At 57.5% G+C, this 24,806-nt stretch carries 33 protein-coding genes; 19 read left to right on the forward strand and 14 right to left on the reverse strand.

All coding sequences use genetic code 11. The features are described from left to right. Window positions 1–137 precede the first annotated feature (137 nt). Complete coding sequence (locus VIN96_RS04895; RefSeq protein ID WP_331894332.1) at window positions 138–509, reverse strand: hypothetical protein; 372 nt, start codon at window positions 507–509, stop codon at window positions 138–140. Window positions 510–613: 104 nt separating this feature from the next. Between VIN96_RS04895 and VIN96_RS04900 the strand changes: the two genes are divergently transcribed. Next, on the forward strand, window positions 614–850 hold the full coding sequence (locus tag VIN96_RS04900; protein WP_331894334.1) for a helix-turn-helix transcriptional regulator: 237 nt from the start codon (window positions 614–616) through the stop codon (window positions 848–850). A 56-nt stretch (window positions 851–906) separates the two neighbouring features. Here the strand turns inward: VIN96_RS04900 and VIN96_RS04905 are convergent, their stop codons facing one another. Together VIN96_RS04905 and VIN96_RS04910 are read right to left on the reverse strand one after the other, a co-directional pair. After that, window positions 907–1,887 carry a site-specific integrase gene (locus VIN96_RS04905; RefSeq protein ID WP_331894335.1) on the reverse strand — a complete coding sequence of 327 codons (981 nt, stop codon included), beginning with the start codon at window positions 1,885–1,887 and terminating at the stop codon, window positions 907–909. Window positions 1,888–2,207: 320 nt separating this feature from the next. After that, entirely contained in the window at window positions 2,208–2,696 is a 489-nt protein-coding gene (locus tag VIN96_RS04910) for a hypothetical protein (RefSeq protein ID WP_331894336.1), read from the reverse strand. 409 nt (window positions 2,697–3,105) lie between these two features. On the opposite strand from VIN96_RS04910, the gene VIN96_RS04915 reads away from it, so the two are divergent. Further along, the gene (locus VIN96_RS04915; RefSeq protein WP_331894337.1) at window positions 3,106–4,527 is read left to right on the forward strand and encodes a homospermidine synthase; all 1,422 of its coding nucleotides are present in this window, start codon (window positions 3,106–3,108) and stop codon (window positions 4,525–4,527) included. On the opposite strand, the gene VIN96_RS04920 is transcribed toward VIN96_RS04915, so the two are convergent. The 11 genes from VIN96_RS04920 to VIN96_RS04970 form a co-directional block, all read right to left on the reverse strand. Then, window positions 4,524–5,168, reverse strand: a complete 645-nt coding sequence (locus VIN96_RS04920; protein WP_331894338.1) for a hypothetical protein — start codon at window positions 5,166–5,168, stop codon at window positions 4,524–4,526. The genes VIN96_RS04915 and VIN96_RS04920 overlap by 4 nt on opposite strands. A 22-nt stretch (window positions 5,169–5,190) precedes the next feature. Beyond that, window positions 5,191–6,138, reverse strand: coding sequence for a sulfurtransferase (locus tag VIN96_RS04925; protein WP_331894339.1), 948 nt, complete (start codon window positions 6,136–6,138; stop codon window positions 5,191–5,193). A gap of 43 nt (window positions 6,139–6,181) precedes the next feature. After that, window positions 6,182–6,373 (reverse strand): hypothetical protein, encoded by a 192-nt coding sequence (locus VIN96_RS04930; RefSeq protein ID WP_331894341.1) that lies wholly within the window; start codon window positions 6,371–6,373, stop codon window positions 6,182–6,184. A 29-nt stretch (window positions 6,374–6,402) separates the two neighbouring features. Beyond that, complete coding sequence (locus VIN96_RS04935; RefSeq protein WP_331894343.1) at window positions 6,403–6,681, reverse strand: hypothetical protein; 279 nt, start codon at window positions 6,679–6,681, stop codon at window positions 6,403–6,405. A gap of 22 nt (window positions 6,682–6,703) precedes the next feature. Further along, on the reverse strand, window positions 6,704–6,994 hold the full coding sequence (locus VIN96_RS04940) for a hypothetical protein (RefSeq protein WP_331894345.1): 291 nt from the start codon (window positions 6,992–6,994) through the stop codon (window positions 6,704–6,706). Window positions 6,995–7,003: 9 nt separating this feature from the next. Further along, window positions 7,004–7,480, reverse strand: a complete 477-nt coding sequence (locus VIN96_RS04945; protein WP_331894346.1) for a hypothetical protein — start codon at window positions 7,478–7,480, stop codon at window positions 7,004–7,006. A 4-nt stretch (window positions 7,481–7,484) separates the two neighbouring features. After that, window positions 7,485–7,757 carry a hypothetical protein gene (locus VIN96_RS04950; RefSeq protein ID WP_331894348.1) on the reverse strand — a complete coding sequence of 91 codons (273 nt, stop codon included), beginning with the start codon at window positions 7,755–7,757 and terminating at the stop codon, window positions 7,485–7,487. 110 nt (window positions 7,758–7,867) lie between these two features. Beyond that, window positions 7,868–8,071, reverse strand: coding sequence for a hypothetical protein (locus tag VIN96_RS04955; protein ID WP_331894350.1), 204 nt, complete (start codon window positions 8,069–8,071; stop codon window positions 7,868–7,870). 18 nt (window positions 8,072–8,089) lie between these two features. Next, window positions 8,090–8,395: a sulfurtransferase TusA family protein gene (locus VIN96_RS04960; protein WP_331894351.1), complete on the reverse strand. Its 306-nt coding sequence runs from the start codon at window positions 8,393–8,395 to the stop codon at window positions 8,090–8,092. A 34-nt stretch (window positions 8,396–8,429) separates the two neighbouring features. Then, window positions 8,430–9,059, reverse strand: a complete 630-nt coding sequence (locus VIN96_RS04965; RefSeq protein WP_331894353.1) for a YeeE/YedE thiosulfate transporter family protein — start codon at window positions 9,057–9,059, stop codon at window positions 8,430–8,432. Window positions 9,060–9,062: 3 nt separating this feature from the next. Continuing rightward, window positions 9,063–9,554, reverse strand: a complete 492-nt coding sequence (locus tag VIN96_RS04970) for a YeeE/YedE thiosulfate transporter family protein (protein ID WP_331894355.1) — start codon at window positions 9,552–9,554, stop codon at window positions 9,063–9,065. Window positions 9,555–9,754: 200 nt separating this feature from the next. Between VIN96_RS04970 and VIN96_RS04975 the strand changes: the two genes are divergently transcribed. The 17 genes from VIN96_RS04975 to VIN96_RS05055 all read left to right on the forward strand — a co-directional run bounded on the left by VIN96_RS04975 (window position 9,755) and on the right by VIN96_RS05055 (window position 24,802). Then, entirely contained in the window at window positions 9,755–10,057 is a 303-nt protein-coding gene (locus tag VIN96_RS04975; RefSeq protein ID WP_331894356.1) for a ribbon-helix-helix domain-containing protein, read from the forward strand. Window positions 10,058–10,310: 253 nt separating this feature from the next. After that, the gene (locus VIN96_RS04980) at window positions 10,311–11,399 is read left to right on the forward strand and encodes a hydrogenase small subunit (RefSeq protein WP_331894357.1); all 1,089 of its coding nucleotides are present in this window, start codon (window positions 10,311–10,313) and stop codon (window positions 11,397–11,399) included. 22 nt (window positions 11,400–11,421) lie between these two features. After that, window positions 11,422–13,212 carry a nickel-dependent hydrogenase large subunit gene (locus VIN96_RS04985; protein ID WP_331894358.1) on the forward strand — a complete coding sequence of 597 codons (1,791 nt, stop codon included), beginning with the start codon at window positions 11,422–11,424 and terminating at the stop codon, window positions 13,210–13,212. A 22-nt stretch (window positions 13,213–13,234) separates the two neighbouring features. After that, window positions 13,235–13,939: a Ni/Fe-hydrogenase, b-type cytochrome subunit gene (gene cybH, locus VIN96_RS04990; protein ID WP_331894359.1), complete on the forward strand. Its 705-nt coding sequence runs from the start codon at window positions 13,235–13,237 to the stop codon at window positions 13,937–13,939. 9 nt (window positions 13,940–13,948) lie between these two features. Further along, the gene (locus VIN96_RS04995) at window positions 13,949–14,536 is read left to right on the forward strand and encodes a HyaD/HybD family hydrogenase maturation endopeptidase (RefSeq protein WP_331894360.1); all 588 of its coding nucleotides are present in this window, start codon (window positions 13,949–13,951) and stop codon (window positions 14,534–14,536) included. 4 nt (window positions 14,537–14,540) lie between these two features. Continuing rightward, window positions 14,541–14,864 carry a HypC/HybG/HupF family hydrogenase formation chaperone gene (locus VIN96_RS05000; protein ID WP_331894362.1) on the forward strand — a complete coding sequence of 108 codons (324 nt, stop codon included), beginning with the start codon at window positions 14,541–14,543 and terminating at the stop codon, window positions 14,862–14,864. After that, a complete protein-coding gene (locus VIN96_RS05005; RefSeq protein ID WP_331894364.1) occupies window positions 14,861–15,253 on the forward strand; it encodes a hypothetical protein in 393 nt (130 codons plus the stop codon). The genes VIN96_RS05000 and VIN96_RS05005 overlap by 4 nt, the downstream gene beginning before the upstream one ends. Then, window positions 15,250–16,089: a hydrogenase expression/formation protein gene (locus tag VIN96_RS05010; protein ID WP_331894366.1), complete on the forward strand. Its 840-nt coding sequence runs from the start codon at window positions 15,250–15,252 to the stop codon at window positions 16,087–16,089. Before VIN96_RS05005 ends, VIN96_RS05010 begins: the two co-directional genes overlap by 4 nt. Further along, window positions 16,089–16,844, forward strand: coding sequence for a [NiFe]-hydrogenase assembly chaperone HybE (locus VIN96_RS05015; protein WP_331894368.1), 756 nt, complete (start codon window positions 16,089–16,091; stop codon window positions 16,842–16,844). The genes VIN96_RS05010 and VIN96_RS05015 overlap by 1 nt, the downstream gene beginning before the upstream one ends. A 3-nt stretch (window positions 16,845–16,847) precedes the next feature. Beyond that, a complete protein-coding gene (locus tag VIN96_RS05020) occupies window positions 16,848–17,069 on the forward strand; it encodes a hypothetical protein (RefSeq protein WP_331894370.1) in 222 nt (73 codons plus the stop codon). 154 nt (window positions 17,070–17,223) lie between these two features. Continuing rightward, on the forward strand, window positions 17,224–18,222 hold the full coding sequence (locus VIN96_RS05025) for a HupU protein (RefSeq protein ID WP_331894372.1): 999 nt from the start codon (window positions 17,224–17,226) through the stop codon (window positions 18,220–18,222). A gap of 9 nt (window positions 18,223–18,231) precedes the next feature. Next, complete coding sequence (locus tag VIN96_RS05030; protein WP_331894374.1) at window positions 18,232–19,683, forward strand: nickel-dependent hydrogenase large subunit; 1,452 nt, start codon at window positions 18,232–18,234, stop codon at window positions 19,681–19,683. Between the two features lie 201 nt (window positions 19,684–19,884). After that, window positions 19,885–20,847, forward strand: a complete 963-nt coding sequence (gene hypB, locus VIN96_RS05035; RefSeq protein ID WP_331894376.1) for a hydrogenase nickel incorporation protein HypB — start codon at window positions 19,885–19,887, stop codon at window positions 20,845–20,847. A 14-nt stretch (window positions 20,848–20,861) separates the two neighbouring features. Then, window positions 20,862–21,104, forward strand: a complete 243-nt coding sequence (locus VIN96_RS05040) for a HypC/HybG/HupF family hydrogenase formation chaperone (protein WP_331894378.1) — start codon at window positions 20,862–20,864, stop codon at window positions 21,102–21,104. After that, the gene (gene hypD / locus VIN96_RS05045) at window positions 21,101–22,246 is read left to right on the forward strand and encodes a hydrogenase formation protein HypD (RefSeq protein WP_331894380.1); all 1,146 of its coding nucleotides are present in this window, start codon (window positions 21,101–21,103) and stop codon (window positions 22,244–22,246) included. Before VIN96_RS05040 ends, hypD begins: the two co-directional genes overlap by 4 nt. After that, window positions 22,243–23,319 (forward strand): hydrogenase expression/formation protein HypE, encoded by a 1,077-nt coding sequence (gene hypE / locus VIN96_RS05050; protein WP_331894382.1) that lies wholly within the window; start codon window positions 22,243–22,245, stop codon window positions 23,317–23,319. The genes hypD and hypE overlap by 4 nt, the downstream gene beginning before the upstream one ends. 19 nt (window positions 23,320–23,338) lie before the next feature. Further along, window positions 23,339–24,802, forward strand: a complete 1,464-nt coding sequence (locus VIN96_RS05055; protein WP_331894384.1) for a sigma-54 dependent transcriptional regulator — start codon at window positions 23,339–23,341, stop codon at window positions 24,800–24,802. Window positions 24,803–24,806: the final 4 nt, after the last annotated feature.

The following is a 24,806-nucleotide window of genomic DNA, read 5'->3' on the forward strand; positions in this document are numbered from 1 at the left end:
GCTCTCCTTATGCCCGCTTCTGGCTACAAGCTGACAGTTTCAATGCCCTGCAAAATCGTCTGGTTCTGAGTGCCAAGCAGGCACCCGGATAGACTAATTCTGTATTGTGGTGGTCAAGCAACCCTGAAGCTAATGTTTTAGCTTTGAAGTTGCTCAGAGAATTGCATCACGGCATCGTTCAAGTTGCCAAATATCAAAATATGTTGCTGCCAGAACTGGGGGTTCGTGTTTGCTTTGCGCAATCTATCAGTGAGGAAATAGCAGCACGCGGCCCTCATCTCTGTATCAAACCCATCGTCAAGCATTCCCTGATGGAGCATGTGGCATCCGTAAAGGAATGAAGCCGCAGAATCTTTCCGATAGTATGCGTGCTTCCTGAGGTGCTCCAATTGCTCTTCAGTCCAATCTGTCGAAAAGAGGCGGTCTACGAACTCCTGATTGCCTGTTTGAGCTTTGATTTCGGCCATGACCTTGGCAGCAAACATCTTTCTTTTCATGCGTCCAAACATACTCTTTCTCTCCTAAAGGTAAGTGCTCAAAATAACCCGTTATGGGATAATTTTGAAAGGGGATTATTGGGTAATCCGTTCAATTTTGGCGGATATCCTTCTTCATGTCCTCGTCGCTGCATTCAGATCGGTACGAACAATTCCGGCTCCTTCTAATTGAGAAGAGGAAAAGCGCTAGCCTGACACAGGCAATGGTGGCGGGGCGTCTTCAAAAGCCCCAATCCTTCGTGAGCAAGTATGAAAAGGGAGAGAGGCGAATTGACTTGATTGAATTTCTGGATATCGCAGAGGCAATTGGGTTTGATCCCGTTGCTTTTTTGGCAATATTGCCGTCACGATAGGTCGAAAATTTTTCTCAGATAAAACGCCTCTTTCCCCATCACATAACGTCAAGCCGTCAATCCAAGTGATTGATAACGTCCATGACGTTGAGGTGAGTATATCGTTGAACGCTTCGCACATCCCTATGCCCACTCACCATCATAATTTGTGCTTGGTTGAAGCCTTTCCTCGCAACCATTGTGATGCGACTGTGTCGTAATTGGTGGAACCGTACATCACTGTCCAGCCCTGCTCGTTTGCGCGCCCTTCTAAAGGCCGTAGAAACGCTGTGAGGCTCAACGGGGAATAATCTGGAAGAAGATGAAGGGCAGGCTTCTAACGACTCTCTCAAGAGCTCTACGGCCCTTTTTGTGAGGGGAACAGATCGATCACCTGTCTTGCCATCCACGACATCCAAGATGCGATCCTCAAGGTGGAGGTTTTTTGGTGTGAGTTTCAGAATTTCTCCACGACGCATAGCCGTCTCATAGGCCAGTTCTACGACAACACGCATGATGGGTTGAAGTTCATTCAGCAGAAGTTCCAGTTCATCTCTCTCAACAACACGGTTACGGGGCTTGCTGGTTGGCGGCATGGCAATGCCAGTACAGGGTGAGGGATACCGTGTTTCATCCAACAACATTTCACGATGAGCCCACCTATAGATACGGTGGATCAATTGCAGTTCATCCCTGCAAGAAACTGAAGAGACCTGTTCCAAACGCATCAAACGATAGGTATTGATATCGCGCTTGGTGATGGCAGTGGCTCTCTTTGGAAGGTGCTGTGCCATGCGTTCGATGCGTTGTTTGGTGATGGTGAAGGACGTTCGTCCCTTCAAGACTAAGGAACAGTACCTAGTTCCCAAATCCTCAAACGATATGCTGGGCGTTTGTTCAATATCCTGTGCTTGGGCTTTGAGATGCTCACTTTCAATCTGGGCGGCCCAAGCTTCGGCTTCAGCTTTCGTGGGGAATGATTTGGACTTTTGCTTGGTGTTCGGATGCCTGATTTGGACGTTAAAACGCCCTGAGGGAAGTTGCCGGATGCTTGCCATTCACAGTCTCCATTGTGCATGGAGAAGGCAAGGTCTTGAGAAGTCAGGACTTTAGTGTCGTTGACATCGAAGGGGTCACTGGTTCAATCCCAGTCGTGCCCACCATCAAAACCCCAAGGGAAACCTTGGGGTTTTGTCGTTTTCGGGTGTAGGGCGAAGATTGAAACAGCGTTTGTTATGTCGGGATTGTTGGAGAAACACCTATGTGCCGCTTAAGCGGGGGCGGTACAATTGATAGCTCTACATAGTCAAATCAAAGATGCTGAAACTCCCAGAGACACATGAAACACCTCGGGCATGCGACCGTATTCCGACCGTATTCACATAGTTATGATACTGCCGTCGGGGTCTTTTTTGTCATAGTCTTCATCTCGCACCAAGTGAAGGTTGATCAACAAACCGCGTACGATCGCAACGAAAAAGCCTGACAAACAGAAAGCCGCATACCCAAAAAATCCAGGTAAGGAAATTGTACCAGGAGTGACAAGCGCACCTAGAATCATAGCGGGCACGACAAATATGAAGAAACATAACGTCATACCAACCAAGTTGAACAATACCGTGGTTCTTCGGTCAAAGGTCGGGTGGGGGTCATCGTATGTATGGTTGGTGAATTCTCCAAAAAATGTTCCTGCAAAAGTTGCTCCAAATGTTCCGGCTAAGGCAAATGACGCTGTCAAAGCATCACCTGTTTGAAGCGACATAAGACCTGAAGCGACTGTTGCCGCAATCCCATTGGTGATTGAGTTTTTGGTGGCCCTTCCCCACGGAAACGGCGTCAACTGACCGCTTTCATCTAACTGTCCCATGTCGCTTTTCCCCATTCTTGTGAAACCTAGCCACTATACAGCAACGTCGGAAATACTCCTATGAGGATATGTTCTTATTTCAAAAGCATTCATGGGTTGCTTTATTGTTCCGCTTGTTACGGGTGGTGTCGAATGTAGTCGATAAGGTGGGGGCTATAAATTCGTAAACAACGCTTACGAATTTATGTTTATTTTTAGCCAGAATTTCGCCGTTTTTGGCCTTTTATATGAAGTGTGGAGCTCGTATGCCGTAGTTAGCGGGATCTTTGTCGATTTCCAGAACCGACCTGACGAAAAAGATCGTTGGGTGTTTGGTAATCATCGCAGGTGTCATATTGTTGACGATAGACAGTGCGTAAATGCATCGCTCCGCCGGGTCGTCTTCCATGTTTTTGCGAGTAGAAGCTTCATGAGTGCTCCCATCTATCACAAAATTCCGGGCCCCATCGTTTTGATCGGTTTTGGGTCCATCGGTCGCGGCGTGCTGCCGTTGCTGGAACGTCATTTCGAATACGACAGCCACAACATTCACGTCATCGATCCGTCGAACGAGCACGCCAATTTCCTCGCTCAGCGGGGAGTGAAGTTTCACCACATGGCGATCACCAAGGAGAACTACCGTGCGGTTCTCGACCGGTTGTTTGCCGGTCAGGATCAGGGGTTTTGCGTCAACCTGTCCGTCGATACCGGGTCACTCGACCTCATGGTGCATTGCCGCCGTCTCAACACACTTTATATCGACACCGTGGTCGAACCGTGGCCGGGGTTCTATTTCAGCAACATGCGCCAGCCCGAAAAGCGTACCAACTACGCCTTGCGCGAGGCTGTGCGGGCGGAAAAACAAGCCAACCCGGGCGGCACCACGGCGGTTTCGTGCTGTGGCGCGAACCCGGGCATGGTGTCTTGGTTCGTCAAGGAAGCCCTGATGAACATCGCCCGCGACACCGGTGTCGAGTCCGATACGCCACAAAATCGCGAGGATTGGGCGAAACTGATGCAGGCGGTGGGCGTCAAGGGCATCCACATCGCCGAACGCGACACCCAATACGTCCGCGAGCCCAAGGCGCTCGGCACCTTCGTCAACACCTGGTCGGTCGAAGGCTTCATTTCCGAAGGTTTCCAACCCGCGGAACTGGGCTGGGGCAGCCATGAAAAATGGATGCCCGACAATGCCCACGGTCACGGCGCAGGCTCGCAAGCGGCTATCTACATCACCCAGCCCGGCGCGTTGACGCGGGTGCATTCGTGGTGCCCGACGCCGGGGCCGCAATACGGGTTCCTCGTCACCCACAACGAAGCCATCTCGATTTCCGACTACTACACAATCGGCGCGGGGGCGCAGCCCGAATACCGCCCGACGTGTCACTATGCCTATCATCCGTGCGATGCCGCGGTGCTCAGCCTCGATGAAATCTTCGGTTCCGGGGCGCAGCAGAAAACCTTCAAAATTTTGTCCGAAGATGAAATCGTCGACGGCATCGACGAGTTGGGCGTGTTGCTGTACGGCCATGCCAAGAACGCGTATTGGTACGGCTCGCGCCTGTCGATCAAGGAAACGCGCGAACTGGCCCCGTTTCAAAACGCCACCGGTTTGCAGGTCACGTCCGCGGTGCTCGCGGGCATGGTCTGGGCGTTGGAAAACCCCGACGCGGGTATCGTCGAAACGGATGAAATGGATCACGTGCGCTGTCTCGAGGTGCAACGTCCCTATCTGGGCCCGGTCGAAGGCCATTATACGGACTGGACGCCGCTTTCGACCCGGTGGGACTATTTCGAAGAAGAGATCGACGAAACCGATCCGTGGCAGTTCAAGAACATCCTGGCGTCTTAACGGCGGTATAAGTGCCACAGCGCGCCGATTTGCGCAGGTGTCAGGGGATTGGCGAACAGCAAGGTCTCATCCCCCTTCACGCCGTTGATCAGACGGGCGAGGAAAACCTCCGGCGCGGCCTCTTTCGCCATTTCGAACAAATCGCGCGCGGGCAGTGCGGTGTCCGGGTCGCCTTGTCCGGTGTCATCGTGACACCCGGCGCAATAGGTGTCGTGAATGGCGACGGCCTCGCGGCGCTGTTGGGCCGTTAGATGTTCCAGCTCGTACGGCGACAGGTCCAGCGGATGGCGGGCGATCAACAGGTCGAGGTTGTCGATCAGGGCGCTGTCGCTTGAAGCACGCAATCGCAGCGCGCCCGCGTCGTCGCCAACTTGGCGCAGCAGCCACGGCAACAATCCCAACGCACCCGCGATGCGATCGCGCAAACCGTCGATATGCGCGGGGGGGAGGTTGTTCGTCATATACAAACGCGCGAGGTCACCGCGCACAATCAGCAGTTCGGCGGCCAGTGTTTGTGATGGGGGCGTGTCAGCGCGGGCGGTTTGCAATCCGGCCAGCGCCAAAACGACGACGACCGCGATGCCGTAAAGCACCGCGGTCGCCGGGTTCGAGCTTATGGCGATGTATGGTGTGTGCGTCATAAGACCCTGTGTGTCGGCGTTATCATTTGACCTTGATTTTGGCTTCGGTGGGCATGTTTGCCGCCGTCCAGCCGGTCATGGAGGCATCGTACATCTTGGCATCCTTGTTGCCGAGGATTTCCGAAGACGCAAACCAGCCGATCGACGCCCAGTGCCCGGTATTGCAGAAGCTGATCTGTTCGCCGGACGTCGGCACGCCCGCCGCCTGATACAGTTGGGCGATGGTGTCCTTGGAACGGAACATGCCGCCGCCGTTTTCGGTCATCCAGCTTTGCGGCAGGTTGGTCGCGCCGGGAATGGTGCCGTTGGCTTTGGACTTCCCGTGGCGGTTGACGCCCATGTATTGGTCGGCTGTGCGGTTGTCGACCATGACGGTGCCCTTGTCCAACGCAGCTTTGACGTCGGCGGTGGACGGGATCATATCTTTGCGCAAAGCGACGTTGAAGGTCTTGGCGGTGACTTTGGCCGCGCCTTTTTCCAGCGGGTTGGTGGGATTGCCGTCTTTGTCTTTCGCGCCCAGATAGGCGTTCATGCCGCCGTTGAGGATTGAGACATTGTCATGCCCGAGAACCTTGAAGGTCCAGTACATGCGCGTCGCGGTACCCATGTCGGACGAGTTCGCCCCCGGTGCGACCAGCACCACGTGGGTAGAATTGTCGATACCCAAACCACCGATCAAGGCGGCCAGTTTCGTGGTGTCGTCGGGGAACACGCCGGGCACGCCGTCCTTGGACACGCGCCAGCCGTCCTTGGCGTAATCGGTGTTGACCGCGCCGGGGATGTGTCCACGCAGGTAGTCGGCTTTGCCGCGCGCATCGACGGTGACGACGCCGGCCTTGGTGCTGTTGGCTTTAACCCATTCCACGTTGACCAGGGCATCGGCGGCTTTGGCGCTGCCCATCGTGAAAACGATCATCGCGGCGCAGGCGATGCCCAGCCATTTCCCCATAACTCGTTTCGCTGTTGTCATTTAGAAAGCTCCCTTTCTCGAACTTGGCGTAGCGGTTCTAGCGCTACAAGGTGACGATCAGATCGGCGTCGAGGATGGCAGCTGCTGCCGCATCCCAGTTGGCCGTGTCGTCGGGTTTCAGGCCGCTCACGTCCAGGCGTTTGACCCGGTCATGCCCTTCGCGCGTCGAGATGGCTTTCGCCACCGCATCGGCATCGGGAAACAGGCCTGTGTTCAGTTCCAAAATGGTCATCATGGCGGTTGCTCCGTCTTTTCGTTTTTGGCCTACAGGCTGACGACGCGATCGCTTTCGGCGATTGCACGGCCCAAGGCGTCGGCGTCCAAAAAGGCCAAGTCATCGGCCATTTCTTGAACGGTGGTTTCGGGTGTGATGTCGGACAACTCCAACAGCTCCGCCTGTTCGGCGTTGGCCTCGGTGTCGGCGACAGGTTCGGTCATGAATACAAGGCGCACGTCGTTGCCGACGATGGTCAGGCCCGCCGCGACGCGCATCGCTTCGGTGTGATCGCGCCGGCCTAGAACGAGGATGGATTTGCTACTCATGTCATCGGTCCTTTGCGGGCTTTCACAGGCTGACCACTTTGGCGGCCTGGGCCATCAGTTGGCTGTTGATGGTCTGACTGCCTTTTTCCACCGGGCAGGTGTGTCCGGGCATGTGCAGGTCCCACGAATGCTCGCACACCGCGACACGATCCGCACCGTCACTGGCGTCGAGAAAATCGGCGTCGGCCAAGGCCGTCACGCCGTCATTGGTGAGAAAGCACCCCCACGCGACGCCTTGACGATTGAGCGCACGGCCCAAGGGTGCGGCGACGCGAACCGCGTCGGGGGTGGTCAGGTGCAATAAAACGTCCATGCCAAATTCCTATTTTCGATCTGCGTCATCGCGCATCGGCGCGGTGAAAACGGTTTCCCTGCTCAAGCTGCGTGGGCTTCCCGAAGATGCGTTCGCCGGGGCGTGAAACGGTTTGTCGTAGGCCGCCACGTGGCGTTGTCCCGCACGGTGTAGCAGGGTGCCGACGGCATGCGCATCGTCGGCGTTCGCGGCGACCACCAACACGCTTTCACCGCCCGTCAGCCCGACCGTGCCCAATAGCCAGCGTAAAGCGTGAAAGTCGATGACCTTGCCGGTGGGGGAAATGAAAAACCCCACCGGCAAGCACCGCGCTTGGGGGAGGGAACCGGCCAAGCAAGATGTCTCGTCTCGAATGTCGATGACGCGGCTCTGCGGGGCAGTGGATAAGCTGTCGGCCACGGTGAGGCTGGCGTCGTCGCGTGCGAGCGCGCTGCCGGAAATGGCGACGCAACACGTCAAAGCGATACTCAGCACTCGGACCAACATGCGATCAACACCCCCCGAAGCGGATTTCAGGTGCCGCGCCCGCATCCGACGTTTTCGCGGCGGGCGGGTTTTCGATGTAGTACGACATCAAGTCTTCGACCGGAACTTCGCCGAAGCCCTTGCCGACGTCGACGCTGCCCATTTCATAAACCGGTTTGGGTTTTTCTGCGGCGGCTACTGTCTCGGCATCCATGGCGGCGAACGGAAACGCCACCATCGCCACCACCAACGACACCGCCAGCGAACCGATGCAAAAAATCACGCTGTCTCTATCCATGGTGCGGCCCCTTACAATGTGTTCTTGAGAAAGCTGATGTACATGACGCCGAACGCCAGCACGGCCATGGTGATTTGCGCGGTGGTTTCAAAGTCCATTGTTCGTGCTCCTCAATCGCCGCGGTAGTGGCGGATCAGGGTGTTGACGCTGATCGCTTGCCCGGTTTCGGGGTGTTCGACCTTGGGCGTGAAATGAGCCACGCCGTCGCGATCGGTGCGCAGGCTCGGCGGCGGTGCAATCAACATCGCCGCCATGCCGCCCAACGAAACCAGCAGTGCGCCCCAGGCGTAGATGCTCATGGCGATTTTCGACATGGTGGTTCTCCAGATGGATCAATCCTTGCGGACGTAAATTTTCCAGCAGCGGGCGTCTTTGACCGTTTCCAGGTGGGTGGCGCTCATTTCGTCGCACATCGGCGGGATGGCTTCCATGGACGACGGATTGTCGACCATCACCTCGATCACTTGGCCGACCTCGATTTGGCCGACGGTCTTTTTGGTCATCAATTGCGGACGCGGGCAGCTGTCGCCGATGCAATCGACCACCTGAACGACCGTGTAGGTGTTGCCGTCGCTGAGCGTGACGTCGTGGCTGGCGGCGGTTTCTTCGGCTTTCGGTTTTTTGCTGAACAGTCCCATGGTGCTTCTCTCTTAAAATAAAGGTTTTGATCGGTTACTCGGCCGCGGCGGCTTCATGGCTTTTAGCCACGTCTCGATGATGCCCGGCTTGGATGGCTTCCTTGCGCAAGATGGCGCGATAGATGGCGTAGAGGACGGCGACCTGCATCAAACCGAAGACGATTGCCGGGATGCCGAACTTTTCTTGCAAGGTGGCGGCGTTGGCGTAGCCCAATTGCAGGGCTTCCAGGTTGGGCTCGCCGGTCATGCTGACGGGGGCGGGCGGCCAGTAGTTCGCCGACCACACCAGCGAAAACAAAAACATTCCGACAAAGGTGAAAATCAACGCCCATACCGCGCCGATGTTGCCTTCACCGGCCTTGACCCAGGTCGAAACCGTGCAAGCCCCGGCCAACACCATGCCGACGCCGAAGATGAACAGACCGGCAAAGGTGTTCAAGCCGACGTCGAAGTGCATGGTCTTGCCTTCGCCGAAGGTGATGAACAGGGTGAAGCCGAACGTCAAAATCATCATCGCGACCAGCAACGCCTTGGTGTTGCGATAGGTGCTGAACAACATCGCATCGCGCAGTGCGGCGGTGTTGCAAAAGCGCGAACGCTGAACCAGCAGCCCGACGACGGACCCGAAAATGAAAGCAACGATGCATTCGCCAACGACGGACATGGCTCAACCCTCCAGAATTTTTTTGTAGATGAACGAGCCGACCCACGCTCCCGCGACGATGCCGCTGATGGCGAGATACCCGCCGAGGTTCATTTCCGGGGTCAGGCCGAAGAAGGTCGAAACGTTGCACACGAACGCCAGGCGGATGCCTACGCCCATCAGCAAGCCGCCGATGGTGATCATCAGCCATTCCGACATGCGGCGGGGAAAACGCAGGTAAAATTCGTTGCTCAACTTGGCGCCGACAAAAGCGCCGAACAGCATGCCGAGGCTGATGTAGATCTTCCAATAACCGGCGTCGGGCACGAACACGAGATTCCAAAACGGCAGGCGTTTGAGGTCGTCACCCATAAAAACTTCGGCGATCAGGCCGGTCATCATGGTTTCGCCGCCGCCCACGGTCCACGCGCCGACGATGAGGAAGAGAAAGATGTCGAGAACGGCGATGGCCATCAATGCGATGACCGGATCGAGAGTCTTTTTGAAAAACTCCATGGGCCTGAAGCCTCCCCACTTTGGTGTTTTGATCTAGGTGCGGCGTTTTCCGCCGCGTTGAAAAAAGTCTAGGCTGGCAGGAAATGCGAGTGGTAGTAATTATTGGAAACGGACTGGATATGCGTGCGGCCAAGATCGCAAAATAGGGGGCGATCTCCCGGATATCAGCCGTTCACCCCCCAATAAAAAGGTGCCAGGACATGTCAATTTTTATCGAAATCGAACCGGAAAACTTTCTGGGACACATGTTCAATGCCTGTTCAACCGATCAGGTGAACGAATTCATCCCCGAAAAACGCGGGTTTCGAATCCATGGGCACAGCACCACGATTCGTCTTGAAAAGGTCTTTTGGACCGTGCTTGAAGAAATGTCGGATCGTATGAAACTGACCTTGCCGCAATTGATCATGCGCATCCACGATCAGTGCCTGGTGGCGAACGACAAAAACATTTCGTCCTGTCTGCGGGTCATTTGCATGAAATATATGAACATCTACGCGTAAAGTCGGCTTGCTGGCGGCGTCAGCATGGCGAAGCGCATCGCAACGGGATGCAAGCATGCTTGACACTGTGGTAGATCTGTTTCCCACAATGTTTCCGTAAATCACAAAATGGCAAGAAATACATTGTATTAAATCAATTGGTTAGCGGGCGTCTCCCCGTCGCGAATGCGACTGGCACACCCCTTGCTGATAGGTCCGGTTAAGAACGGCGAAGCCGTGCAAACCGTACCAATCATTCACAAGGGAGATGACGATGGGGGAGGCAACAGAGACCTTCTATGACGTGATCAGGCGTCAGGGTATTTCACGCCGGAATTTTTTGAAATTTTGCAGCCTGACGGCGGCATCCCTCGGCCTTGGGCCTGCGTTTGCGTCCAAGATCGCCAACGCGATGGAAACCAAGCCGCGCATTCCGGTGCTGTGGCTGCACGGTCTGGAATGCACCTGCTGTTCGGAAAGCTTCATCCGTTCCGCCCATCCTCTGGTCAAGGACGTGGTGCTTTCGATGATCTCGCTCGATTACGACGACACCATCATGGCGGCGGCCGGGCATCAGGCCGAAGCGATCTTGGAAGAGGTCAAAGAGAAATACAAAGGCCGCTATATCTTGGCGGTCGAAGGCAATCCGCCGCTCAATGACGGCGGCGTATACTGCATGCCGGGCGGCGTGCCGTTTGTCGATAAGCTCAAATACATGGCCGAAGACGCCCAGGCGATCATTTCATGGGGCTCTTGCGCGTCTTGGGGCTGTGTGCAGGCGGCCAAACCAAACCCCACCGGTGCGACCCCGGTGCATAAGGTCATCAAGGACAAACCGATCATCAAGGTGCCGGGCTGCCCGCCCATCGCCGAGGTCATGACCGGCGTGGTGACCTATCTGTTGACGTTCGAACGCATGCCCGAACTGGACCGCCAAGGCCGTCCGAAAATGTTCTATTCCCAACGCATTCACGACAAGTGCTATCGCCGTTCGCATTTCGATGCCGGTCAATTCGTTGAGACCTGGGACGATGAGCAGGCGCGCAAAGGCTACTGCCTTTACAAAATGGGCTGCAAGGGCCCGACCACCTACAACGCGTGTTCGACCACACGCTGGAACGAAGGCGTGTCCTTTCCGATCCAATCGGGTCACGGCTGTATCGGTTGTTCGGAAGACGGCTTTTGGGACAAGGGCGGTTTTTACGAGCGCGCCAACACCGTCAACGCATTCGGCATTGAAGAAAACGCAGACACAATCGGTGGCGCTGCCGCCGCGACTGTCGGTGTCGCCGCCGCTGCCCATGCTGCATTGAGCCTCGTGAAGAGAGCGCAGCAAAAGGGTTCCGGCGATGGCGAAAACTGACGGTCAGGGGAGGACATAACTCATGGCGACGACTACACCCAACGGGTTCAATCTCGATAACTCCGGCCGCCGCGTGGTGGTCGATCCGGTGACCCGCATCGAAGGGCACCTGCGTGTCGAGGTGAATCTCGACGACAACAACGTGATCCGCAACGCTGTGTCCACCGGCACCATGTGGCGCGGGTTGGAGCTGATCTTGCAAGGCCGCGACCCGCGCGATGCCTGGGCCTTTACCCAGCGTATCTGCGGGGTGTGCACCGGCACCCACGCGTTGACCTCGGTGCGTGCGGTGGAAAATGCGTTGAACATCGACATTCCGGAAAACGCAAACTCGATCCGCAACATCATGCAGCTGACGTTGCAGGTTCACGACCATCTGGTGCACTTCTATCATCTGCACGCACTCGACTGGGTCGATGTGGTTTCGGCGCTGAACGCCGACCCCAAGGCGACATCGGAACTGGCGCAGTCCATTTCCAAGTGGCCGCTGTCGTCGCCGGGGTATTTCAAGGACATCCAGACGCGACTGAAAAAGTTCGTCGAAAGTGGACAGTTGGGGCCGTTCAAAAACGCCTACTGGGGGCACCCGGCCTACAAGCTTCCGGCGGAAGCGAACCTGATGGCGGTGGCGCACTATTTGGAGGCGCTCGACTTCCAAAAGGAGATCGTCAAAATCCACGCCATCTTCGGCGGCAAGAACCCGCACCCGAATTGGCTGGTCGGCGGCGTGCCCTGTGCCATCAACCTGGACGGGGAAGGCTCCGTCGGCGCGATCAATATGGAACGCTTGAACCTGGTGTCGTCGATCATCGATCGCTGCATCGAGTTCACCGAGCAGGTCTACATTCCCGATCTGTTGGCCGTGGCCAGTTTCTATAAAGACTGGCTCTACGGCGGCGGGCTTTCGAGCACCAACGTGCTGTCGTATGGCGACATACCCGATCACGCCAACGACTATTCGGCGGCCAACCTGATGCTGCCGCGCGGCGCCATCATCAACGGCGATCTGTCGAAGGTGCACGAGGTCGATCTGTTCGATCCCGAACAGGTTCAAGAGCACGTCGATCATTCTTGGTATTCATACGAAGGCGGTGCAAAGGGTCTGCATCCGTTCGAGGGGCAAACCAAACCGAACTTCGTTCTGGGGCCCAACGCCAAAGGCGACGCCAAAAAAATTGAAGAATTGGACGAAGCTGGTAAGTACTCGTGGATCAAGGCCCCGCGTTGGCGCGGTCATGCCATGGAAGTGGGGCCATTGTCGCGCTACATCATCGGCTACGCGCAAGGCAATCCCGAATTCAAGGAACCGGTCGAAGCGGTTCTGTCCAAACTGGACGTGCCGGTCACGGCCTTGTTCTCAACCCTGGGACGGACCGCCGCGCGCGGTCTGGAATGCCAGTGGGCGGCGCACAAGATGCGTTATTTCTTCGACAAGATGATCGCCAACATCAAAGCCGGCGACAGCTCCACCGCCAACACGGCCAAGTGGGACCCGGCGGCTTGGCCCAAGTCGGCACGGGGTGCGGGTTTTACCGAAGCGCCGCGCGGCGCGTTGGGTCACTGGGTGGAAATCGAAGGCGGCAAGATCAAAAGCTACCAGTGCATCGTGCCGACCACATGGAACGGCTCGCCGCGTGACGGCGAAGGCAACATCGGTGCGTTCGAAGCTTCGTTGATGGACACGCCGATGGCCGATCCCGAGCAACCGCTGGAAATTATCCGCACCCTGCACAGTTTCGATCCGTGCTTGGCGTGTTCCACCCACGTGATGTCGCCGGACGGTCAGGAAATGGCCGACGTCAAAGTCCGCTGATCAGCCAAGGGGAGGCAAGACCATGAATATGGATGTGAAACCGGGAACGATCGATCCCTCCACCTCCGTTTATGTCTACGAACTGCCCGTGCGGCTGTGGCACTGGATCAATGCGCTCAGCATCGTGGTGCTGGCGGTGTCGGGTTACTTCATCGGCAATCCGCTGCCCAGCGTGGGCGGTGGCGAGGCCAGCGATCACTTCGTGATGGGGTATATTCGCTTCGCCCATTTTACGGCGGCGTATGTCTTCGCCATCGGCTTTTTGGGGCGGCTCTACTGGGCGGTGGTGGGCAACCACCATTCCCGGCAGATCTTGTTCATTCCGTTTTGGCGCGCGGACTATTGGAGCGAACTGTTCTTTGAGTTCCGGTGGTACCTGTTCATGGAAAAAGAACCCAAAAAATATGTCGGCCACAATCCGCTGGCGCAGTTCTTCATGTTCTTTTGCATCACCTTGATGACGCTGTTCATGATCGGCACCGGCTTTGCGCTGTACGGCGAAGGCATGGGCATCGGCAGTTGGCAGGCGACCCTGTTCGGCTGGGTCTACGACATCTTCCCCAACACCTTGTCGCTGCACGCATGGCACCGGATGGGGATGTGGGTGTTCGTGGTGTTCGTCATCGTTCACGTCTATGCGGCGATCCGCGAAGACATCATGTCGCGTCAAAGCCTGATCTCGACCATGATCAGCGGTGATCGCATGTTCAAAGACAACCGTGATTGAGAGGGTGTGATGAGCAATGGCAACACCCTGGTGCTCGGCATCGGCAACATCCTTTGGGCCGATGAAGGTTTCGGTGTGCGGGCGGTGGAAGAATTTCATCGCCGCTACCAGACCTCGGACGATGTGGTGATTATGGATGGCGGCACCCAGGGCCTTTATTTGGTGCAGTTTGTCCAAGAGGCGGACAATCTGCTGGTCTTCGATGCGGTTGATTACGGTCTCGATCCCGGCGAGATGATCGTCGTTACCGGCGATGAGGTGCCCAAGTTTACTGGCGCGAAAAAAATGAGCCTGCACCAAACCGGCTTTCAGGAAGTGCTCTCGGCCGCTGACTTCACCGGTCATTATCCAAACGAACTGACGTTGATCGGCGTGCAGGCATTGGATTTGGAAGATTGGGGCGGCTCGCTCACCGACTTGGTCAAATCGAAAATCGACCAAGCGCTGGACATCGCAGTCAAGCAACTGCGTGACTGGGGCGTCGAGGTGACGGAACGTACCGTTCCACTGGCTGAAGGCGAAGGTCTGTTGGTTCACGATCTGGGCATCGGCGCATACGAAGCCGAGCACCCCCTTGAAACGGCGGGGGGGGCGTAAGGTTATGTGTCTCGGTATTCCTATGCGCATCGTGACGGTGGGCGACGGCCGTGCCGACTGCCAGGATCGAGATGGCGGGTTTCGCGACGTGGTGACGCTGTTGCTGGATAAGCCACAAGTGGGCGATTGGGTGCTGGTGCACTTGGACAACGCCATGCGCATCCTCGATGAGGACGAAGCCGACCAAATTTCCGATGCACTGCAAGCGCTCAACGCCGTGTTGCACGGCGACAGTTTCGAGCACTTGTTTGCGGATCTGATCGATCGCGAACCGGAACTTCCCGAAGCGCACCGCGCTCAACCAAGTCAAAAGGAAAACGCAGCATGATCACCGCATCCTCATCCATCGATCGTTTGATCGAACGCACCGCGGCGGGCGTGTTCGGCCCCGCTGAGTTGGCTGCAATCGTTTCCAACGGCGATTGGTTGGTATTTTTTCCCGGCGAGGTCGGTAAACGTCCCGAAACCGCAGACTTGGCGGTGATCTTACCTGAACTGGTCAAGGGCCGAAACGGATCTCTGCAAATCGCCGTCGTCAACGCCGAGGATGAAGAGGCGTTGTCGGCTGAATACGGGGTGTTGGTTAAGCCCACCGTGGCGTTCGTGCGCGACGGTGATATCAAAGGCCTGGTGCCGCGCATCAAGGATTGGGCGGAATACGAATTCAAACTCGCGGAACTACTTCCCGTTGATACAAACAGGAGCGCCGACGCATGAAAATGTTCGAATGGGACCAGGACGAAGGCGTGGAACTGAACATTCCGTCCATCAATGGCAACGGGCTGGATGTCTTGGACGTCCATGCTACGGACAATGCCTTGCGTCTGGCGCGCGCCGAGGAATTGGCGCGCGACGCGACGGCGGGAATCGAAAAACTGCGGGAAATCGCCGGCATCATGGCGAGCCAAGCCAGCGACGGTGCATCGGTGAGCTTTAGCTTGAATGAGTTCGATGAAAAATCGCGTGAACTGATCGGCGAGGTGCTGGGGCGGGGCGAGGTGTCCGGTCACATGAGCGAGCCGCAACCGTTGAACATTCAAGAAAGTATCTTTCCGGGGCTGTGGCGGGTCAAAAACCTATCGCGTTCGGATGAACCGGAAGTCGTCATCATCGCGGACGTACCGTTGGTGCTGCGCTTGCCAGCAAGCGAAACCGTGGATGCCAACATGGTTATTCCCGAAGACGCCAAAGATACCATGAATGCGTTACCGGTCCTGGCGGAAATTCGCGACCGTGCGCTCAGCTATCAATCAAACCGTGAAAACCACATCATCAATTTCACCCTGTTGCCGATGAGCCAGCAGGATATGGACGTGTTGCGCGACACCTTGGGTGCGGGGCATATTGATCTGGTGTCGACCGGTTACGGTGCATGCCGGGTGTGCTCGACGCGATGGCCGCATGTGTGGTCGGTGCAGTATTTCAATTCCATGGACAAGATCATCTTGGATACCTTGGAAATCGGCGACATTCCGGCTGTTGTCCGGGCATCCAAAGAAGATTTTCACGATAGCGCTGAACGGATTTTGGAAATCATCGAGGCATATTTGTAATGACGTCGACCGCGCCAATCCTTGCTGAAGACAACGAAACCGCGCCGGGACGCATGGAATGCGGCGTGTGCTGGTATGTTTATGACCCCGCTGTCGGTGATGATGTGTGGCAAATCGAACCCGGGGTGGCGTTTCACGATTTGCCCGCCCATTGGCAGTGCCCGACCTGCGACGCGAAGATGTCGTCGTTTATGCCGCTGAGCGGCGAGCGTCAGCATGCGGACGCTGAAGACGATATTGCGCGCATCGTCGCCATTTATCGTCGCATTGATCTCGAACGCATGCAGGATCTGCCGTTTCGCAACGACGCCTTGCAGGTCGAAGCTGTGGGCTTTTGCGATTGGCACGGCGACCGCCTCGGCGTCATCATTTCTCCGTGGTTCATCAACTTGGTGTTGGTGCCAGGGGCCGACACCGACTGGTCCGTGTACCGTCACGGCGACAAGGTGCAGTACGTATTTCCCGCTGGGCGCTACGACTTCGTTCACGGCGACTTGGAGGACTTTGGCTTTATCCAGTCGTGTTCGTTGATGTCGCCGGTCGGCGACGTGCAGGATCAAGACACCGCGCGTCTGATCGGTGAAGAGGTGATGCGTCTGATGATGATCGAAGCCGACCCGAGCGACGATGATCGCGGAACGCCGTTGTTGAGCGCGGTCGCCGAACCAGAGGCAACGACACCCAAGACACAACAACCCATCAGTCGTCGCGAGTTGCTGCGTGGACGGCGCATCCCATCATCAGAGGAGACCTAACCTATGAAGCGCACCTTATTCGCCGCATATGTCGCTTGCGGCTTGGCATTGATTACGCCCTCCGCCTTTGCACACGAACCCGCAGCCTTGGACGGCGGTGCCGGCGCCTGGGTGATCCATCAATTGACCCAGGCTGACCACCTCATCGCGCTCGCCGTGGCCGTGTGTCTGGGGGCCGGTTATGTCGTGTTTAAAAAAGCCCGCGCCGCAAACGGTATGGGCTGAGGCTTTTTGATACCCATCCACTGCTCTTAACTCTCGGTGTTATCTGTCACAACGCCCAACTTGGACCGGATGCGGTGATCCCAGCTGCAATCCGGTCTCTTTCTTTTGGACGCAGGGGCGGTTACAGTTTTGAGCCATAACGAAGGGCAAAACCGTGACGTTCAATATTCTCTGGCTTCAGGCGGGTAGCTGCGGCGGCTGCACCATGGCGGCGCTGACGGCGCAAGACCGCGGCATGCTTGCGGCGTTGAAGCCATTTGACGTCAACGTGCTGTGGCATCCGGCTTTGAGTTTGGAGAGCGGACAAGAAGCCGTTGCGATCTTACAAAACGTGCTCGATGGCAAGGTTGTGGTCGATGCGTTGTGCGTCGAGGGGTCGGTTTTGCGCGGCCCCCACGGTAGCGGTAAATTTCAAATGATGCCGGGGACAGAGCGGTCGATGGCCGCGTGGATCAAAGATCTGGCTCAGCAGGCGCGCTACGTGATCGCGGTCGGTACATGTTCGGCGTTTGGCGGGTTGCCGATGGCGGGCGGCAATCCCACAGACGCTTGCGGCCTGCAATACGAAGGCGACGCGGCGGGCGGCTTGTTGGGGCGTGAATTCGTGTCCAAGGAAGGAATGCCGGTGATCAACGTCGCGGGCTGTGCGCCGCATCCCGATTGGATCACTGAAACGCTGAGCTTGCTGGCTGCCGGACGGTTGACGCGTGAACGGCTGGACGTACGTGCGCGGCCGCGCTTTTTCGCCGACCATTTGGCCCATCACGGCTGTTCACGGAACGAGTATTACGAGTTTAAGGCCAGCGCCTCGCAGTTTTCTCAATTGGGCTGCATGATGGAAAATATGGGGTGCAAGGCGACCCAGGCGGTGGGCGATTGCAATCTGCGTTCGTGGAACGGCGCTAAGGGTGGGTGCCCCGACGCGGGATTCCCATGCATCGCGTGCACCTCGCCGGGATTTGAGACGCCGAAAGGCAGTTTTCAGGAAACGTCCAAGCGTGCGGGCATTCCCGTAGGGCTGCCGGTTGATATGCCCAAGGCGTGGTTCATGGCTTTGGCGGCGCTGTCGAAATCAGCCACGCCCAAACGGGTGCTGAACAATGCAGCATCCGACCATGTGGTGGTTCCGCCTGCTCGTGAAAACGAAAGCTAAGGGGAGCGCATGACGAGACGCATCATCGGTCCTTTCAACCGCGTCGAAGGCGATCTGGAAATCACCCTGGACATCGACGGTGGCGTTGTGCGCGAAGCCCGCGTCAATGCGTCCTTGTATCGCGGATTTGAACAAATTTTATTGGGCCGGCCGGCGCTGGACGCCATTTCCATCACCCCGCGGATCTGCGGCATTTGCTCGGTATCGCAATCGGTGGCGACGGTTGCGGCGCTGGCCGACGCATTTGCCATCAAGCCCGCCCCCAATGGCCAGTTGGGCATCAACCTAATTCACGGCGCGGAAAACCTCGCCGATCACCTGACGCATTTTTATCTTTTTTTCATGCCCGACTTCGCCCGCCCGGTCTATTCCAACAAGCCGTGGTTCGCCGAGGTCGAGCGCCGCTTTGCCGCGAAGACGGGCTTGGGGGCGCAGGCGTGGCTGGTTGCGCGTGCGCGGTTGTTGCATGTGACCGGCATCTTGGCGGGTAAATGGCCGCACACCTTGGCCGTGCAGCCAGGCGGCTTGACCCATGCGCCCGACGACGGAGAGCTGATGCATCTGCGTTCGATCCTCGCCGACGTGCGGGACTTTTTACAAAACACGGTTTTTGGCACAACGTTGGAACGCATCGTCGAACTGGATCGGCGCCCTGCGCTGGACGACGCCATCGAGGCGTCGCTGGCGGCAGCGGGCGACTTTGGTCTATTCGGTGCCGTGGCAAGGGATTTGAGCTTGGAAAACCTTGGTCTGGGTTACGATCGGTTCATGAGCTTCGGCGCCTATCACGGCGAGGGCGGTGCACTGTTCGCCCCTGGGATCATGGATGGCGGCGCGCCACTAGCGCTGGATCCCAATGTGTTCAGTGAAGACCCCAGCCATGCATGGCTGATGGGTGACGTGGCGCATCCGCTTGATGGTGAAACCTTGCCTTACGCGGATCGCGTCGACGCTTACACTTGGTGCAAAGCCCCACGGGTTGAGGGACGCCCGGTCGAAGTCGGCGCAGTGGCGCGCCAACTTATCGCAGATCAGCCGTTGATTCGCGATTTGATCGGAAAGGGTCCGGCCAATGTGTTTGCGCGGGTCATCGCCAGACTGTTGGAAAGCGCGCGCATCGTGCTGGCCATGGAAGATTGGGCGGCACGTTTGCAAGCCCATGCGTCGGTGTGTGTCGAAACCGGGGGGGCGGATCAAACCAGCGGCATCGGCGTCGGCTTGGTGGAAGCTGCGCGCGGCAGTCTCGGCCATTGGCTGCGGGTGGAAAATGGCTTGATTCAGCACTACCAGATTATCGCTCCCACCACGTGGAACTTCTCACCGCGTGACAAGCACGGTCAACCCGGTCCGTTGGAGTTTGCTTTGCAAAACACGCCGGTGGACGATGACGAGCCAACCCCGGCATCGGTGCAACACGTGGTGCGCTCGTTCGATCCGTGCATGGTGTGTACGGTTCACTAAAAATTCACTGCCCAAATGATGGAAAGTATGTTTTCATATCGGATATAAACTTTACAGTTCGACGAAGAGGGGCAGCGCGTAAGCGCCTGATTTCAGGTGGTCTTTTTTTAAGTCTTGGCGTTTTGTCTGTGGCATGGATATTGCCAAAAGGTACACAATAAGGCGCGCCGTTTAAGGTGCGCGGTTCCAGGGAGGAAAGCCATGTGTACGGTTTGTGGATGCGGTAAAGACGATGTGAAGGTCGAGGGGGAGCGCAATGCCCACAGCCCCAACCACACCCACGACCACAACGATCATCACCATCCTCATCACGACCACGATCATCTCCATGATCATGGGCACGATCATCAGCATCACGATCACGATCAGCATCACGACCACAGTCATGATCACAGCCACGAACACGTCGATGCAGCGGGCGATCTGCACTATGGCAAGGGCATCGGCGGCGCACATGTGCCAGGCATAAGCCAAGCGCGCATCGTCCAGATCGAACAAGATATCTTGGGCAAGAACGATCATCTCGCATCGCATAATCGTGCGCGTTTTGTCGACATGGGCGTGTTGGCGTTGAATCTGGTGTCGTCGCCGGGGTCGGGAAAGACCACGCTGCTGGCGCGGTCCGCCGCCGATCTACTGAAAACCATGCCCGTCGCGGTGGTCGAGGGCGACCAGCAGACCGCGCTGGACGCAGACCGGATCCGCGATGCAGGCGTACCTGCGGTGCAGGTCAACACCGGCAAAGGTTGCCATTTGGACGCGCACATGGTTGGGCGCGCCGTCGATAGCCTGAGTGGGCAGGGTGCGGGCTTGGAAAGCGGTGGTGTGCTGTTCATCGAAAATGTCGGCAACTTGGTTTGTCCCGCCGCGTTCGATTTGGGCGAAGCGGCCAAGGTGGTGATTTTGTCGGTGACCGAGGGGGAGGACAAACCGCTCAAGTACCCCGATATGTTCCACGCTTCGGATCTGATGATCCTCAACAAATCCGATCTGCTGCCCTACGTCCCGTTCAGCGTCGAAAAGTGCATTGAATACGCCCGGCGGATCAATCCGGACATCGAAGTCGTGCAGTTGTCCGCGTTGACCGGCGAGGGGCTGCAGGATTGGTACGACTGGATCGAAAACCGCAGGGCCGCCGTCAGCGCCGCGAAAAAGACCGCTTAAAAAGGAACAAACCAATGTGTCATGCAATTCCGGCAAAAGTGGTCGCTCTTCGTGATGACGGTATGGCCGAGGTCGAATTGGAAGGCGTGATCAAGGAAGCCTCGCTCGACTTGCTCGATGGCGTCGAACTGGGCGATTACGTCATCTTGCATGTCGGCTATGCGCTGGCCAAGCTGGACCCCGACGAGGCGCAAAAAACTTTGAAGCTGTTCGCCGAAATGGGCGCTGCCGCGTTGGCGGAAGGGGCGGTGGCATGAAGTACGTCGAAGAATTTCGCGACGCCGAACTGGCTAAGGGCCTGTCCGCCGCCATCAAGGCCGAGGCCGAACCGGAGCGCATTTATAAGTTCATGGAATTTTGCGGCGGTCACACGCATGCCTTGGCGCGGTACGGTGTCGAGGACCTTTTGCCCAATAACGTCAAGATGATCCACGGCCCCGGCTGTCCGGTGTGTGTGTTGCCGGTGGGCCGCGTCGACGAAGCGGTGGCGCTGGCCACCCAACACGATGTGATCTTGTGCACCTATGCCGATCTGATGCGGGTGCCGGGCACCAAGTACGAAAGCCTGATCAAGGCCCGGTCAAAGGGCGCGGATGTGCGGATGGTCTATTCGACCATGGACGCGCTGAAGATCGCCCAGGACAATCCCGAACGCGAAGTGGTGTTTTTCGCCATCGGATTCGAAACCACCACGCCGCCGACCGCCGTCGCCATCAAGCAGGCGCAAAAGCTGGGGCTAAAGAATTTTTCGGTCTATTGCAATCACGTTCTGACTCCGGCGGCGATGCGCGCGATTTTGGGTGCGCACACGCCCGAGGGGGCGCCAAACGTGGTGCTGGACGGCTTCGTCGGCCCCGCCCACGTCAGCGCGGTGATCGGCACCCAACCTTATGAAGAGTTCACCACGGATTACAAAAAACCCGTGGTCATCGCCGGGTTCGAGCCTCTGGACGTGATGCAATCGATCTTGCAATTGATCCGCCAAGCCAATGATGGGCGCGCAGATGTGGAAAACGAATACGCCCGTGCGGTGACGCCTGAAGGCAACGTCAAGGCCCAGGCCTTGGTCGATGAAGTGTTCGAGGTGCGCGATGAATTTTCCTGGCGCGGCCTCGGCTCGGTGCCGCTGAGCGCGCTGAAGATCCGGTCCGAGTTTTCTGAGTTCAATGCTGAGCTGCGCTTTCGCGTCGAGGTGCCGAGCCCGAAGGAAAACAAGCTGTGCGAATGCGGGCCGATTTTGCGCGGCGAAAAAAACCCGGTGGATTGTGCGTTGTTCGGCACCTCGTGCACGCCCGACAATCCGATGGGCGCGTGCATGGTCTCAAGTGAGGGCGCGTGCGCCGCGCACTGGACCTACGGACGATTCCGCACCGAACTTGAGTTGGAGGAAAGCGCATGAACGCCCCTCAAAACCCACCCCAAAAACCACGGGGTAACAAGCCCGGTGGGCGTCCCTTGGATCTGAAAAACGGTCGCGTCGATATGAGCCATGGCGCGGGCGGCCGCGCCATGGCGCAGTTGATCGAAGATTTGTTCGTTGGTGAATTCAACAACGAACTTCTCAACCGTGAACATGACGCGGCGATGTTCCGTTTGCCGCCCGGCCGGGTGGTGATGAGCACCGACAGCTTCGTCATCTCGCCGCTGTTTTTTCCCGGCGGCAACATCGGCTCGCTGGCCGTGCACGGCACCGTCAACGACATTTCGATGGCCGGGGCCAAGCCCTATTACCTGACCGCGGGCTTCATCATCGAAGAAGGCTTCCCGCTTTCCGATCTGGCTGAGATCGTCAAATCCATGGCCGAGGCCGCGAAGGAAGCCGGGGTCAGCATCGTCACCGGCGATACCAAGGTGGTCGAACGCGGCCATGGCGACGGCATCTTCATCAATACCGCCGGCGTCGGCGTGGCGCGAGACGGCATCGAGATCTGCGGTGATCTGGCCCAACCCGGCGACAAGATCTTGGTCAACGGCACGCTCGGCGATCACGGCGTGGCGGTGATGAGCAAACGCGAAAACCTGAGCTTCACCACCGCGATCGAATCCGATAGTCAGTCGCTTGGCGATTTGGTCGGCGCGATGATCGACGCGGTGCCTGACATCCATGTGCTGCGCGATCCGACCCGTGGCGGATTGGCGGCGACGCTGAACGAAATAGCCCACCAGTCGGGCGTTGGCATCGAATTGCACGAAAGCGCCATCCCGGTGCGCCCGGAAGTCAAAAGCGCGTGCGAACTGTTGGGCCTCGATCCGCTCTATGTCGCCAACGAAGGCAAACTCATCGCCATCTGTCCCGCGGAGAAAGCCGACGCGCTGCTGGCGGCGATGCAGGCCCACCCCAAAGGAAAAGACGCCGCCATTGTCGGCGAGGTGTTGCAAGACGCACGCTGCTTCGTGCGCATGAAGACGGGACTGGGCGGCACCCGCATGGTCGACTGGCTGGCGGGCGAACAACTGCCGCGTATCTGCTAGGACGGGGTGGGGTCTAAGCATGACGCAGCAACCGATCATTTTGGTCATCGACGACGAGGTTCGTTCCCAAGAAACGCTCAGGCGGGTTTTGGAAGACGACTATCAGGTTCTGTGCGCCAGCAGTGCCGAAGATGCCGAAACCATTCTGCAAAGCGAATCGGTGCATTTGATTTTGTGCGATCAGCGCATGCCGGGCATGACCGGGGTGGCGTTCCTTACCCAAGCGCGCGAAAAGTGGCCCGACGCCGTGCGCATGATCATTTCCGGCTATACGGACTCCGAAGACATCATCGCCGGGCTCAACACGGCGGGTATCTATCGCTACATCACCAAACCGTGGGACCCGGGTGAATTGCTGGAAACCGTGCGTGACGCCATCCAACTGGTGGACTTGCAACAAGACAATGCCAATGCGGCCTTGGAAATCAAACAGTCCGCCGCGTTCGTCGAAAAGCGTCTGCGCGAAAGCAAAACACGGCTGAAAAAGTGCTTTGATTTTTCCAACATCATTCACGCCCCCAACAGTCCCATGCGAGGCGTGTTGGATTTGGCGGCAAAGGGTGCGGTGGTGGATATCTCGGTTTTGATCACCGGCGAAAGCGGTACCGGCAAGGAGATTTTGGCGCGCGCAATCCACTACAATTCCGGGCGCGCCGACAAATCGTTCGTCGCCGAAAACTGCGGCGCACTGCCCGACGAGTTGCTCGAAAGCGAACTGTTCGGCTGTAAGAAAGGGGCCTATACGGGGGCCTACGAGGATCGCATCGGCTTGTTCGAAAAGGCCGATGGCGGAACCATCTTCTTGGACGAAATCGGCGAGACCTCGCCCGCGTTTCAGGTCAAATTGTTGCGCGTCCTGCAAGATGGGGAGTTTCGCCCGTTGGGCTCGCAACGCATGCGCAAGGTCGATGTGCGCGTCATCACAGCGACCAATCGGGTTTTGGAAAAGGAAATCCGCGCCAAGCGCTTTCGCGAAGACCTCTATTACCGCTTATCGGCGTTTCCCATCAATTTGCCGCCGTTGCGGGAGCGTCCGGTAGACATTCCGTTGTTGGCGGAAAACGCGCTTAAATCCATCGCGCGTCAATTCGACAGTCCGGCGCAACGGTTTGCCCCCGAAGTGATGAGCGCTTTTCAACATCATCCTTGGCCCGGAAACGTGCGCGAGATGCAAAATGAAATCCAGCGCATGGTGGCCCTGGCCGACGGCCCGGTCCTTGGGGTAGAGGCGTTGTCCGAACGCATGACCTCAAGCGCACCGTTGGAAGCCATGTTGGACAAAATGGTGGAACTGGATCTGGACTGGAAACCGATTCCTGGGATCGGCCTGCGTGAACAGGTGGAAATGTTGGAGCGTCAGATTCTCAGCGCCGCATTGGCGCGCCACAAGGGCAACATTTCGCGCATCGCCGAAGAGGTCGGCCTGTCGCGTGTCGGTTTGCGCAGCAAGCTGCAGCGCTATGACCTCGCCCGGCCCAATTGAGCGG

Origin of the sequence: Magnetovibrio sp., from assembly GCF_036568125.1 — a bacterium.
Classification (GTDB): domain Bacteria; phylum Pseudomonadota; class Alphaproteobacteria; order Rhodospirillales; family Magnetovibrionaceae; genus Magnetovibrio.